Annotated in this window: 12 protein-coding genes and 1 tRNA gene; 5 read left to right on the top strand and 8 right to left on the bottom strand. The window is 48.7% G+C overall.

Annotated elements, in window-relative coordinates; all coding sequences use genetic code 11:
- The first annotated feature begins 26 nt into the window (after positions 1-26).
- The 3 genes from QM529_01465 (at position 27) to QM529_01475 (ending at position 3,581) form a co-directional block, all read left to right on the top strand.
- Positions 27-983, top strand: a complete 957-nt coding sequence (locus QM529_01465) for a TIGR01777 family oxidoreductase (GenBank protein ID MDI9313333.1) — start codon at positions 27-29, stop codon at positions 981-983.
- A 154-nt stretch (positions 984-1,137) separates the two neighbouring features.
- Entirely contained in the window at positions 1,138-2,952 is a 1,815-nt protein-coding gene (gene typA / locus QM529_01470; protein ID MDI9313334.1) for a translational GTPase TypA, read from the top strand.
- Positions 2,953-3,008: 56 nt separating this feature from the next.
- Entirely contained in the window at positions 3,009-3,581 is a 573-nt protein-coding gene (locus QM529_01475) for a cation transporter (GenBank protein MDI9313335.1), read from the top strand.
- A gap of 76 nt (positions 3,582-3,657) precedes the next feature.
- Here the strand turns inward: QM529_01475 and QM529_01480 are convergent.
- The 6 genes from QM529_01480 to argH form a co-directional block, all read right to left on the bottom strand.
- Positions 3,658-3,734, bottom strand: a tRNA-His gene (locus QM529_01480).
- An 87-nt stretch (positions 3,735-3,821) separates the two neighbouring features.
- Complete coding sequence (locus tag QM529_01485) at positions 3,822-5,063, bottom strand: MFS transporter (protein ID MDI9313336.1); 1,242 nt, start codon at positions 5,061-5,063, stop codon at positions 3,822-3,824.
- A 49-nt stretch (positions 5,064-5,112) separates the two neighbouring features.
- Positions 5,113-6,597 carry a M23 family metallopeptidase gene (locus tag QM529_01490; GenBank protein MDI9313337.1) on the bottom strand — a complete coding sequence of 495 codons (1,485 nt, stop codon included), beginning with the start codon at positions 6,595-6,597 and terminating at the stop codon, positions 5,113-5,115.
- An 18-nt stretch (positions 6,598-6,615) separates the two neighbouring features.
- Positions 6,616-7,968: a diaminopimelate decarboxylase gene (gene lysA / locus QM529_01495; protein ID MDI9313338.1), complete on the bottom strand. Its 1,353-nt coding sequence runs from the start codon at positions 7,966-7,968 to the stop codon at positions 6,616-6,618.
- A 26-nt stretch (positions 7,969-7,994) separates the two neighbouring features.
- Positions 7,995-8,168 (bottom strand): hypothetical protein, encoded by a 174-nt coding sequence (locus tag QM529_01500; GenBank protein ID MDI9313339.1) that lies wholly within the window; start codon positions 8,166-8,168, stop codon positions 7,995-7,997.
- Positions 8,161-9,555 (bottom strand): argininosuccinate lyase, encoded by a 1,395-nt coding sequence (gene argH, locus QM529_01505; protein ID MDI9313340.1) that lies wholly within the window; start codon positions 9,553-9,555, stop codon positions 8,161-8,163. Before argH ends, QM529_01500 begins: the two co-directional genes overlap by 8 nt.
- Positions 9,556-9,660: 105 nt before the next feature.
- Here argH and QM529_01510 point away from each other — a divergent pair, with 105 nt between their 5' ends.
- Positions 9,661-10,518: an aminotransferase class IV gene (locus QM529_01510; protein ID MDI9313341.1), complete on the top strand. Its 858-nt coding sequence runs from the start codon at positions 9,661-9,663 to the stop codon at positions 10,516-10,518.
- 9 nt (positions 10,519-10,527) lie between these two features.
- Entirely contained in the window at positions 10,528-11,181 is a 654-nt protein-coding gene (locus tag QM529_01515) for an HAD hydrolase-like protein (protein ID MDI9313342.1), read from the top strand.
- A 453-nt stretch (positions 11,182-11,634) separates the two neighbouring features.
- Here the strand turns inward: QM529_01515 and QM529_01520 are convergent, their stop codons facing one another.
- Together QM529_01520 and QM529_01525 are read right to left on the bottom strand one after the other, a co-directional pair.
- Positions 11,635-12,291: a hypothetical protein gene (locus tag QM529_01520; GenBank protein MDI9313343.1), complete on the bottom strand. Its 657-nt coding sequence runs from the start codon at positions 12,289-12,291 to the stop codon at positions 11,635-11,637.
- A gap of 27 nt (positions 12,292-12,318) precedes the next feature.
- On the bottom strand, positions 12,319-12,771 hold the full coding sequence (locus QM529_01525; protein ID MDI9313344.1) for a hypothetical protein: 453 nt from the start codon (positions 12,769-12,771) through the stop codon (positions 12,319-12,321).
- Between the last annotated feature and the right edge of the window lie 425 nt (positions 12,772-13,196).

Consider the following 13,196-nt stretch of genomic DNA (forward strand, 5'->3'; position numbering starts at 1 on the left):
AGAGGAATCGATAATAGGATAAACCTATGAAAATTCTAATAACAGGTGGCACGGGATTTATTGGCGCATCGCTGGTTGAACATTTTGCCATGGCCGGGCATCAGGTAATTGTCGTGGCCCGTGGCATGAGTTCGCCGCACGGGCGGCGCGGCCGCAAGGGGGATGGTTTTCTGGCGCCATCGGTGCGGATGATTAATTCGGCCGAATCATTGGACCAAAATGAACAGCTGGATGCGGTTATCAACCTGGCCGGCGAATCGATTTCAGCAAAAAAATGGAGCAAAAAGCAAAAAGCCATATTGATGGAATCGCGGTTGGTAACAACCCGCCGGTTGGTGGCGTCGCTTGAAAAATTAAAACACAAGCCGAAGGTTTTTATCTCGGCCTCAGCGATTGGTTACTATGGCGCGCGCGGCTTGGAAATCATCGACGAGCGGGTTAATGCCAGTTACGAATTTACCAGCAAATTATGCGCCGCCTGGGAATATGAGGCGCGGCGTGCCGAATCAACCTGCCGCACGGTCATCATGCGTTTGGGGTTGGTGTTGGGGCGGTCGGTGCAAACCAAAAAACCCGGCGGGTTGTTGGCGCGGCTTATTCTGCCGGCCAAATTTTTTGTCTCGGCGCGCATGGGGCGCGGCGATTTTTACATGTCATGGATTCATTTGCGCGATATCATCAACGCCATCGATTTTTTTATCGAACATAAAGATTGCCGTGGCGTTTACAACCTAACCGCGCCCAACCCGTTGCCGCAAAAGGAATTCGCAAGAGTTTTCGCCCAGGTGTTAAGAAAATTTGAATTGTTTTTCATTCCGGCCTTTATGATAAAATGGATTTTCGGCGAAATGGGCGACCGGTTGTTGCTTCACGGCCAACGGGTATTACCAAAAAAACTATTGGCGCAATCCTTTACCTTTCAATTTTCTGATATTGAGGCCGCGTTGCTTGACGTTTTGCAATCTAAACGTCCTGTTGAGTAATCAAAAACTATAAATTACCCGCGTCGCAGACTCCGCTTGCCTTATGGCGGCGGGGGTGCTATGACAAAACTTATAAACACGTTGAGGAATAAACCTAATTTTTGGTGAATTTATTTTATCTAACGAATTTTATACAACCTTTGATAAAATAATTATGTCACGCAAATTACGAAACATCGCCATCATTGCCCACGTCGACCATGGAAAAACCACCTTGGTCGATAAACTGCTCCAACAATCGGGCACATTCGCCAAGCATCAGCAGGTAACCGAACGGGTGATGGATTCGAACGATATTGAAAAAGAACGCGGTATTACTATCCTTGCCAAAAACACCGCCGTTAATTTTGAAGGCACCCACATCAACATTGTTGATACCCCGGGGCACGCCGATTTTGGTGGCGAGGTCGAACGAGTCCTCGGCATGGTCGATGGTGTGGTGCTGTTGGTTGACGCGGTGGAGGGGCCAATGCCGCAAACCCGTTTCGTTACCAAAAAAGCCTTGGCCTTGGGGTTGCGGCCGATTGTGGTGGTTAATAAAATCGACCGCCCGGGGGCGCGCCCCGATTGGGTGGTGAACCATACATTTGATTTGTTTGTGAATTTGGGGGCGAGCAACGAACAGCTGGATTTTCCGGTGGTTTATGCCTCGGCCATCAATGGTTACGCTACGCTGGATATTGATAAACCATCCGACAGCATGAAACCGCTGTTCGAGGTGGTGTTGAAACACGTAAGCCCACCCGACGGCGACCGCAACGCGCCATTGCAATTACAAATATCGGCCTTGGATTATTCGTCCTACACCGGTCGATTGGGGGTTGGTAAAATTAAAAATGGCCTGATAAAGGCCGGGCAAAATGTTGTGGTGATGTATGGCGATAAACAATTGTCGCCAGGCCGCATTAACCAGGTGCTGGGGTTTCGCGGGCTGGAACGGGTGCCGGTGGAGGAAGCCGAGGCCGGCGATATTGTTATTATCTCGGGCCTTGACGATATCGGCATCGGTGTGACGATAGCCGACCCGAATAACCCGGTTGGCCTGCCGGTGATGGCGATTGACGAGCCGACCTTAACGATGGATTTTATGGTTAATACTTCGCCGCTGGCCGGCACCGAGGGAAAATTTGTTACCAGCCGACAAATTCGCGAGCGTTTGATGCGCGAGCTGTTGGTTAATGTCGCGCTGAAGGTTGAGGACACGGCCGACGCCGATGTGTTCCGCGTATCGGGGCGCGGCGAGCTTCACCTGACCATCTTAATCGAAAACATGCGGCGCGAAGGATTTGAATTGGCGGTTGGCAAACCACGGGTGGTTTACCGCGAGGTCAATGGTGAAAAATGCGAACCATATGAAGCACTGACGATTGATTTGGAAGATGACACCCAAGGGGCGGCGATGGAAGAATTGGGCCGCCGCCGTGGCGAATTGCAAAACATGGAATCAGACGGCAATGGCAGAACGCGCTTGGAGTATAAAATACCGGCGCGCGGCTTGATTGGCTTCCAATCGGAATTCATGACCATGACGCGCGGCACGGGTTTGATGTCGCATGTGTTTGACGAATATGGGCCGGTGAAGGCCGATATTCCCGGACGGCGCAATGGGGTGTTGATATCGTCGGAGCAGGGGGAGGCCGTGGCCTACGCCCTGTGGAAATTGCAAGACCGTGGCCGGATGTATTCCAGCCCAGGCGACAAATTATACGAGGGCATGGTGATAGGCATTCACAGCCGCGACAACGACTTGATTGTTAACCCCTTGAAGGGCAAGCAATTGACCAATGTGCGGGCGTCGGGCGCGGATGAAGCCGTGCGGTTGATAACGCCGGTGCCATTGACGCTGGAAACCGCGGTCGAATTTATTGAAGATGACGAATTGGTCGAGATTACACCAAAATGTATCCGCATTCGCAAACGTTACCTGACCGAACATGAACGGAAACGCGCCTCGAAACAGGTTGCTTAAGGCAAGGTTGCGATAAGGTTAGGCAACCTGTAAATGGATAAGAAGGCCTCAACAGCATGAAAAAAGAACTACGCAGAATCATTCTGGTGATTGCGGCATTAAATTTGTTATATTTTGCGGTTGAATTTTTCTACGCCGTTAAGATTAATTCGGTGGCCTTAACCGCCGATTCGATAGATTTTTTGGAGGATGCGGCGATGAACCTGCTGGTTTTTTTTGCCGCCCTGTGGTCGGCATTATGGCGGCGGCGGGTTGGGTTGTTTTTGGCCATCACCATGGCCTTGCCGGCGGTGGCAACCATCTGGGCATTATATCGCCAATTAACCATTCAAATTCCGCCGTCGGGCCATGTGATATCGTGGGTTAGCCTCGGCGCGCTCGCGGTTAATGTTTTTTGCTCGCTGTTACTGGTGGGGCATCAGCGAAAAAATAAAAAAAATAATCTGTTGCGGGCGACCTATTTATCGTCGCGCAACGACGCCATCAATAACATTGCGATTATCGCCACCGGCTTGATTACTATTTTTTACCCATCGATTTGGCCCGACGTGGTGGTGGGGGTGTTTATCGCAATCTTGCATAGCTCGGGCGCGCTCGAGGTTTATCAAAAATCACTAAAAATTAATTAAATATTATTGGCGGCGCGGGCACTTCGTGAGGCCTTCCCAAGCACCGCCATACAAATCAAAGGATAATAATCAAGGATGGGGTGGCTGACCGGATTTGAACCGGCGACCCCCTGAACCACAATCAGGTGCTCTAACCAACTGAGCTACAGCCACCACAATAGATATTGAAAAAAAAATTTCAAAAAAAATTATAGCAATTTTTAAAGGAGGCTTACCATAGCCACCATAAAACAGCAATCCTTATTTTTTTGTCCGCCTAATTTTTGCCTCAACCGGTTGCACGACCGATGGTGCCATCGGTAGCTCGGGCACAAATTTAATAACGGTTCTATCTTGTTTAGTTGGGTGACGCACCCGCAGTCGGTTAAGCAAGAATAATAATATCAGCGCGCTTTCGGCCAACAACACCATCGAGAATCCCTTGTAACCAAAATGCGCCATAAAGTAAGAGGTCGTCAGCGGGCCGATGGTTTGGCCAATCGATGCCACCAACAACAATTGCGCGGTAACCGCGGCGCGATGTTGTTCATGAAGCAGGTCGTTGATATGAGCCATCGCCAGGGGATAAAAATTATAAATCGTCGCGCCGATAAGAACCATCGCCAGCCAAAACCACCGCGTGTCGATGGCCGAAAATATAAGCATTAGGTTGCCGATGGCCATGACCACCGCGACCCACAGCATCACCAGTCGCCTATCGACCCGGTTCGATAAATTGCCCAACGGTAATTGCATGACAATGGCCGAGACAAATATCAAGCTCATCAGGTTAGAAATATACCAGGAATTAAAGCCCATCATTTTACCCAAGATAGCGCCAAGACTGTTGGCCGAGGCACTGCCGATTTGGCTTAAAAATAGCACAACCAGCGCGGCCGGCGATATTTTATACACCGCGCGAAATGATAAAAAATTGCCAGTTACCGGGCTGGGTTGTTGCAGGGTGGTGGTGAGAAGCGGCAACATCGACGCCAAAATAAACATCGTGATGTAGCTGTAGTGCGAGAAGCTGAAACTGCTGATATAATTAAAGGCATAATTGCCGATAATTTTACCCAAGGTTATCATGATAATATACATCGCCATAATTTGACCGCGCCCCTTGTTGTCGGTGGCAAAATTAAGCCAGGTTTCAAACACAACAAACATGCCGCCCGACGCGATGCCGCAAATACCATAAAGCAGGGACCATGTGACAACCCCCGGGTGGATGGGGAAAAGCAAGGTCGCCAGGCCGTAAATGGTGGTCATCAAGGCATGACCGCGGATATAACCCCAAGCCGCGATAAAGCGCTTGGTCAAGATGCAAGAAACAAAATAGCCGATGTAAAAAAAACTATTGATAATCCCGATACCAAGGGTGCTGATGTTATAATCGCTGGCCTGGATTTGAATGATGACGCCGTGATAGGTCATCGCCGCGATAATAAGCAAAACGCTGAGCTGGATAGCCACGGTGCGCGATAGAGACGGGTGAATCATGTTACGCCTCCGACCTCTTAAAAAAATACTACCAAGGATTATACCTTAGCTATTCCTTGGCCATTATCTGCGCGTTTTGAATGCGAAGCAAGGCGTCTTTTTTAACCAATTCAAAGCGGTTAAGGTCGTTACCACGCAGGGCGCGTAGCGCCGGTAATTTCACGGTGGAGGGATTAACTTGGTTGTCGCTAATCATAATTTCATAATGCAGGTGGGGGCCGGTGCTGATGCCGGTGTTGCCAACATAGGCAACTATTTGGCCTTGCTTAACCTTACTGCCCAGCGCAAGGCCGGTGTCATAACGCGACAGGTGGGCGTAGGCGGTGGCATAACCATCGCGGTGGCGAATTTTTAAATAATTGCCATAGCCGCTCTCCCAGCGCAAGACCTCCACCACGCCATCACCCGACGCCTTGACCTTGGTGCCAATCGGTGCGGCGAAATCTATCCCCCGATGGGCGCGGGTAAAACCGAGGACTGGGTGCAACCGGTCGCCAAAGCCAGAGGTAATACGCGCCCCGTCGACTGGTGTTGCCAACAACATTTTGCGTTGGCTTTTGCCGTCGCTGTTATAATAACCGGCCGAACCACCTTCATCGACAAAGTAGAAGAAGGCGTTGTCGGTGCCGACCTTGGGCGATGAGACAAACACCACCCGCAAGTTACCACCGATTTCGTCCTTTTGCGCGACGGTGCTTTCGTCAAACAGCAATTGAATCAAATCAGCGGTGTGAATATCGGTTTGCAGGTTGATATCAAGCGATAGCAAGTCGACCATGTTTTGAATATTTTCTTGTGATAAGCCGGCGGCTTCGGCGCTGGAGGCCAAACTGCCGGTTTTGTCGATTTTAAAGCGATATAACTTAACCGAATTATCGACCGCCAATTGGTTCATGGTGGCCTCGAACGTGCCGCCGTCTAATCGTTTGACCAACAATTGCGATGTATCACCCACCCGCACTGAAAATTGTTTTAGGAAACGTTGGTTATCCGCGGTGCGACCAAAATCGAGTTTGACCACTTGGTTTTCGCCCAAACTGGAAAGGGGGAATATTTTTCGCGCCTGTTGGGTGGCGAGGTAAGCCTCCGCCGGGGAGACGCCACCGCGCACCAAGGCCTTACCAAAGCTATCTTTTTGCATAAAACTATATAGGTCATTTTTGCTGATATTGGCGGCGACCAAAGGTATTGCGGTGGTTGGCGTTGGCGCGCTGTTGTTCGCTTTTTTATCCTTCGTGGCTGATGGCAGGGTGACGTTGCCCACTATGTTGCCTGTGCCAGGTAATGCTGATGGGGCATTGCTATTGTCGCCCTGCGGCCCCAAACCGGTTGCGTCAAGGGCGTTATCAATCGAGCTGGTATCGGCGGTTTTGATAGCAGGGTTGGAGCCGTCAGACGCCAGTTGCAAATTATCTTGAAACCAATAACCCAAAAACAACGCGCCGATGCCCATTAAAATAAAAAAAACAGCCACCGGACGAGAAAATTTATTGGCGCGCTTGCCCAAATCATCAAAAGCTGTAACGTTCTTCATGGCACAAATATTGGTTGATTATATTACAATTGTTGTTTCAAGTTGTTGTTCTAAAGCAAAAAAATCATCGAATGTCTGGCGCGGGCGTATCAACCTATGTTCTGTCCCCGCGACAACCACTTCGGCTGGCATCATGCGGGTATTATAATTTGACATCATCATCGCACCATAGGCACCCACTTGCAACACCGCCAATTTGTCACCGTTATTAAACTTAGGCAAGTTTCGTGCCAGGGCGAGAAAATCCCCTGTCTCGCATATGCCACCTACCACATCTTGCGCCGCCATGTCAATTGCTTCGCCCGATGGTTGGTTGCCGCCATCAAGCGGTAATATCGCATGGTGCGCATGGTAAAGGGTGGGGCGGATAAGGTCGTTCATCGCCGCATCGACCACCGTGATATGCCGGCCGCCACTGGTTTTTTGTAAAATAACGCGGGTTAATAACACGCCGGCGCGGGCGATTATCGACCGACCGGGTTCGATGGCAATTTTTTTAAGGCCGATAGCCCCCAGCGGCGCAAACACGCGCCCCACCATGTCAGCATAATCAGCCAGGGGCAGGGGCGTTTCCTTATCATAGGTTATGGCCATGCCGCCGCCGATATCGGCGGTTTTGATGGTGATGTTTTTCTGGTGCAAGCTGTTTATCAAATCGGCCAGTTGGCGGTAGGCCTTCTCCACCACCGCCATGTCGGTCAATTGCGAACCAATATGCATGGCGATGGCATGGGGCGCAAGGTAAGGCGAGGCCGCCAATGATTGGTAAGCCGCAAAACATTCGTTGATGGCGATGCCAAATTTATCCCCAGCTTTGCCAGTTGATATTTTGCCGTGGGCGCCGGCCGAAATATCGGGGTTGATGCGCACCGCCACATCGATTGGTTTGGCGGGTTTTATTTTTTGCGCCGCCGCGACCAGCATGTTTATTTCGTCAAATGATTCGACATTCAATTGGCCGATGTTATTATTTATTGCAAATTCGATATCCGCCATGGTTTTGCCGACGCCGGAATAAATAATATCTTGCGGTGCAAAACCGGCGCGCATGCCCGCCATCATTTCGCCGACCGACACAATATCAAGCCCAATGCCCGAAGCCTTGATAATTTGCAACAGGGCAAGGCGGCTGTTGGCCTTGGCCGCGTAATGGATGGCGACCTCGGGGGAGGTTGCGCCGGCCGAACGGTTGAAGATGGGCGATTGGGCAAAGGCCGATTTATATTGGTCGATGGCATGAATAACCGAGGCCTTAGAATAGCAATAAAGCGGCGTGCCATAATGGTCGGCGAGAGTGCTTAAAGCCACCCCCTCCATCATCAGCTGATGTTGGTCGTAATAAACAAAATCGTCAAGACAAGAATGAACCATAAAAATAGGTGCAAAAAAACAATTGGTTAGCGCTTGATGTAATTATAAACCGGCGCGGTGTAAAACGGCGCCTTGCCATCGGGGTATTGTGGCGACCCATAGGTGCCGCAGGCCGCCATCAGCACCGCGACCAAAACCAACAGGCCCAAGACCATGGTCACCCGGGTGGCGTGGCGTAACGCAATCATTAATTTATTCATAGTGCATTTCCTTTTTAATTCTTGCCAATTGTTGCAGGATTGATTGTTTGCCGGTTGAACCAAAGGATTGTTTCATCGCCAGCGAATTATCGGGGGTGAGGTTTTTAACCATCGCCGGTGATAGGTTGCTGTCGATGGCTTGCAATTCATCGCCTGGCATATTGCACAAATCGCACCCCAGGGCAATGGCGCGTTTTACGACTCGCGCGGTTAGTTGATAGGCGGTGCGAAAATCCATGTTTTTTTCCTGCACCAATTTATCGGCCAGGTCGGTGGCGGTGGCAAAACCGATATTGGCCATTTTTTTCATTGCTTCCTTATTAATCGTGATGGTGCTTAACATACCGTGCACCGCCTGTTGCATCAGGGTTATTGCCCGCGCGCCGGCGAACAGGCATTCTTTATCCTCCTGCATGTCCTTGGCGTAGGCCAGGGGCAGTGCCTTCATCACGATGGCCAATTGATTGAAGCAGGCAATCACCCGCGCCGATTTGCCGCGCACCAATTCGGCGGCGTCGGGGTTTTTTTTCTGTGGCATGATGGAGGAGGTCGATGACCATTCGTCGGCGATGGTGATATAGCCAAAATGGGGCGATGCCCACAGCACCATTTCCTCCGCCATGCGCGACAAATGCACCGCGTGGATGGCGGCATCGGCCAAAAAATTCATAAAAAAATCGCGCGATGAAACGGCGTCGAGCGAATTGTTGCTGGGGCGGGCAAAGCCCAAGGCCCGGGCGGTCATGGCGCGGTCGATATTAAAACTGGTGCCGGCCAAGGCACCCGACCCAAGCGGGCAATCGTCGTGCAACGACAGGGTATTTTCAAAACGTTTTTGGTCGCGCGAAAACATTTCGTCATAGGCCAAAAAATAATGGGCGAGGGATATGACCTGCGCCATTTGCAAATGGGTATAACCCGGCATGATGGTATCAACATGGTTTGACGCCAAGTCAAACAATACCCGCCGCAGGTTTTTAACCTGGCCGATGGTCGCCGTGATTTTTTTGCGCAACCATAATTTGCTGTCGGTCATTACCTGGTCGTTGCGACTGCGCGCGGTGTGTAATTTGCCGGCGGTCGCACCGATAAGTTCATGCAGGCGGTTTTCGATATTGATGTGAATATCCTCCAAATCGTCGCGCCATTTGAAATCGCCATTTTCGATTTCTTCCTTGATTTGCTTTAACCCCTCGGCAATTTTTTGTGCATCAAGTTTGGTGATGATGCCTTGCGCCGCCAGCATGGCCACATGGGCTAGGGACCCGGCAATATCCTCCTCATACAAAACCTTATCAACCGCGAGGGAGGAGTTTAGCTCGCTCATGCCGTCGGCCATGTCGTTTAAAAAACTGGTGCGTAAAATGTTATCCTGCTTGTGGGCCATGAATTTTTATATCAAACATCGCCAAAAAAAGAAAGATATAAGAGGGCGTAATAAAATCACATTGCCAGATTGTGTTGGCACAGAAATTGAGTTAATAAAGACCCAATGTCGGTTTTCGCCCATAACCTATACCAACCATTTTCAACCGCCGTGGTGTCGATGCACGACCGCGGCCATGGTTTGGGCGATGGGGTTTATGAATATATCCTGGCGTGGCATGGCCGGCTTATCGACCTGGAGCCCCATCTTGACCGGCTTTATCGGTCGTTGCAGGAAACCGACATCAGCAACGCCATCAGCCGCGCGGCGTTGCGTTTAAAAATTATCGATTTTTGCCGCCAAAACCAATTGCGCCACGGCGGGTTATATTTGCAAATAACCCGTGGCACCGCGCCGCGCGACCATTATTACAGCCACGATTTAAAACCCAACCTTAGCATGATGGTGAAACATTACCGCATTGACGACCGCGCCACGATTGAAAATGGCGTGGCGGTAAAATCGCACAGCGATTTTCGTTGGCAACGGCGGGATATTAAGGTCATATCGCTTATCGCCAATTGCATGGCCAAACAATGGGCGCGCGATAACGGCGGGGCGGAGGTTGCTTTCCACAATGACCAAGATATTATCAGCGAGGGTGGTTCGTCGAACCTGTGGCTGGTGGATAAATCGGGCGTGCTTCGCACCCATATTGCCGACCATGAAATTTTGAACGGCATCACCAAATTAATGGTGGAGAAGGTGGCGCGTGATAATGATATTCCGCTGGAATGGCGGGCATTCACCCGCGCCGAATGTTACGCCGGTCGCGAAATGTTTTTAACCAGCACGTCGCAAATCGGCGTGCCGATAACCATGCTTGATGATAAAAAAATCGGGCAGGGAACACGCGGGCCAATCACGAAAAAAATTCAAGCGGCCATTACCGCCGAAATGCTTAAGCAACCAATTATATTATGACCTTACTTCATGACGAACATTTCACGCCCGAAATTAATTATTTTTGATTGGGACAATACATTGGTCGATAGTTGGGATATTATCCACGATTCGATGATGGCGACATTTGACCGGTTGCGGATTAAACGCCAGTGGGAGAGCAAGGCCGAAACCCAATTGAACGGACAACATTCGCTACGCGATAGCTTTCCCAAAATTTTTGGTTGCCAATTTATGAAGGCGCGGGATGTGTATTACGAGGAATATATCAGCCGGCACCTGCGCGAATTAAAACCACTTACCGGCGCGGCGGAAACCCTGGCCGCGCTCCATGACCAACAAATAACCATGGCGGTGGTCAGCAATAAAAATCACCCGGTGTTGTTGGCGGAGGTCGCCCATGTTGGTTGGGGCAAATTTTTTTCGGCCGTGGTGGGGGCGGGGCATGCGGTGCGCGACAAACCCGACCCGGCACCATTTGCCGCCGTCATGGAAAAAATTTACGGCGCGGAAAAAAATTGGCCAGCGCGCAACCAGATTTGGTATGTCGGCGACATGAATGTTGATGTTACCTTCGCCCGCGCCATCGGCGTTGTCTCCATCATGATTCCCATCGAACCATTAAAACAACCAGCGGACAGGGAGCTTAAGCAGGTGGCGGAGTTGGTGGGGTTGGTGGGGTAGCGGAAAAGTTGTTAGTGTATTTTCTTCTACCGGTATTGACAACGCATTTAGATTGTGCTATAAAAAAATTGTTGGAGAGAGATAAGATACGATTATCCTGCCCCTTCCACAAGGGTTTGCGGGTCGTTTTTTTTTATCTTATCTGCAAGGCTTCCACCCCCTTGCTAGCTATAATGTGTTAAGTATTTGAAAGGTGACTTGCATATTATAGTTACCGACGATTTGTATACGAGACAATTATAAGAAAAGCAACCAAAAAAAGGACGAAATTTTTATAAAAAAAGGACAAAATTTTTATAAAAAAAGGACAAAATTTTACAAAAAAAGGACAAAATTTTACAAAAAAACAACCTTTCCGCCCGCTCATGGCAATAAGTTAAAGTGGCCGCGCCATCGGCGTTACCTCCATCATGATTCCCATCGAACCATTAACCCAACCGGCGGACAGGGAGCTTAAGCAGGTGGTGGAGTTGGTGGAGTTGGTGGAGTTGGTGGGGTAGCTATTTTTTTCTGCAATTGCGCTTTTTCTTCCTCTGCTTTCTTCTTTGCATCTTCTTTTACTTGCTTTTCTTTTCCATAAAGAAAAAGCGCAACTTCTATCTCTCGCAACTCCATCTTTTCTATTCTTGCCGCTCTTTTTATTGCACGGGTATAGAGAATAAAATCATCAGCATTATATTCATCAAGATTCAATGCCTTGCCAACCCTGCTGTCAAAGATAGCGTATTCATTAGGATAGCAAAAATGTAAGACTTTCGAGGTCGCTGCTAACAACTTATCATCAGTGCAATTTATATTATCAGCAATATCTTTTATAGTATCTGCGCTTTTTAATATATCGCAATTCTCCATTTTTTTTATTAAACTGTTTGATTTTATTTTTGAATTTCCTATAAGTTGATAGGGCATCCAGCTATATATGGGGTAGACAATTAAATCACGCCTATTTTCTTTTATTAAAATTTTGGCAATTTCTAGCAAATGCTCATAGGCCTGAGGTGCTACGTCAGGATGGTCTGCAAGGCTTGGCAAATAATTATTACTTCGCTTAACCTTGTCATATATCTCCTCAATAACATCGGCAATAGTCTTAATTTTATCATCTGTCATAAAAAACCCTTATCTCTCATGCATATATCACCAATTGCGATGCGATCCATCAACAATTATCTGCCCTGATAAATTGACGAGATTTGATTTTAAAATGCTAAAACAAATTCCTGTTAAAGAATAACGATAATCCGAATCCTCATCGTTTTCAAATTGGATTATTCCGTTAACATCTACGTAATAAATAAATGATTGAAAACCAACATATGCATCAAAACGATTTTTTGCGTTCAATTCACCACATAGGAATTTTCTTTTGAATTTGGTTATCACTAGTAAATTCTCAAACTGCACAGCTTTTGGATCGAATGTGATACCTCGAATACCTCTTAAAGCGTCTGCTTGAAATTGCGCATTTGGTCGTTTTTCAACATAGCCAGTATAAGTTTTTGGATTAAACGGAACACCATATAACTCGTCCCTCCATGCCGCGCATCCAGTCAATAAAATAACGCTTGCTAATAATAAATATTTTTTCATCTTCGCTCCTTTAAAGTAGATAAATTCATAAAAGAATACTATGCATAACAAAAGATAGAGTCAAGAAAAAATTAACGGAAAAAGCGATTAAATTAGGCATTTCGCCCCTCATACCAGTCACCCCAGCCGCAAGTTCTCCGCCCTCTAAAATCCTCTCCCGTCATTCCCGAAATGTTGCCTTAGCAACATTGTCGGGAATCCACTTCCGAGGCATCGCCAGTTAAAGGAAACGAAAGGGCAATAGAAAAGGAATCTGCAAGCCATCCAAGCGAAATTTTTGCACCAAAACCCTTTCGCAGTTTTCCATTGCGACGCCTCGGAAACAATATACTTGCCCTCAAGTAGCGGAGCGGTAGGGCGAACCAAGGGCTATTTTCGGACGGCGGGGGAGGCGAAAACGCGACCCGCCGAATCGGCTTGGGTTG

The organism is Hydrotalea sp., assembly GCA_030054115.1.
In the GTDB taxonomy this organism is placed as follows: Bacteria; Pseudomonadota; Alphaproteobacteria; order JASGCL01; family JASGCL01; genus JASGCL01.

Bases quoted from the DNA above. Each gene is read 5' to 3' on its own strand.
- QM529_01510 (MDI9313341.1), top strand. From the start codon at position 9,661: ATGTCGGTTTTCGCCCATAACCTATACCAACCATTTTCAACCGCCGTG.
- lysA (MDI9313338.1), bottom strand. From the start codon at position 7,968: ATGGTTCATTCTTGTCTTGACGATTTTGTTTATTACGACCAACATCAG.
- QM529_01525 (MDI9313344.1), bottom strand. From the start codon at position 12,771: ATGAAAAAATATTTATTATTAGCAAGCGTTATTTTATTGACTGGATGC.
- QM529_01520 (MDI9313343.1), bottom strand. From the start codon at position 12,291: ATGACAGATGATAAAATTAAGACTATTGCCGATGTTATTGAGGAGATA.
- QM529_01465 (MDI9313333.1), top strand. From the start codon at position 27: ATGAAAATTCTAATAACAGGTGGCACGGGATTTATTGGCGCATCGCTG.
- QM529_01515 (MDI9313342.1), top strand. From the start codon at position 10,528: ATGACGAACATTTCACGCCCGAAATTAATTATTTTTGATTGGGACAAT.
- QM529_01490 (MDI9313337.1), bottom strand. From the start codon at position 6,597: ATGAAGAACGTTACAGCTTTTGATGATTTGGGCAAGCGCGCCAATAAA.
- argH (MDI9313340.1), bottom strand. From the start codon at position 9,555: ATGGCCCACAAGCAGGATAACATTTTACGCACCAGTTTTTTAAACGAC.
- typA (MDI9313334.1), top strand. From the start codon at position 1,138: ATGTCACGCAAATTACGAAACATCGCCATCATTGCCCACGTCGACCAT.
- QM529_01500 (MDI9313339.1), bottom strand. From the start codon at position 8,168: ATGAATAAATTAATGATTGCGTTACGCCACGCCACCCGGGTGACCATG.
- QM529_01485 (MDI9313336.1), bottom strand. From the start codon at position 5,063: ATGATTCACCCGTCTCTATCGCGCACCGTGGCTATCCAGCTCAGCGTT.
- QM529_01475 (MDI9313335.1), top strand. From the start codon at position 3,009: ATGAAAAAAGAACTACGCAGAATCATTCTGGTGATTGCGGCATTAAAT.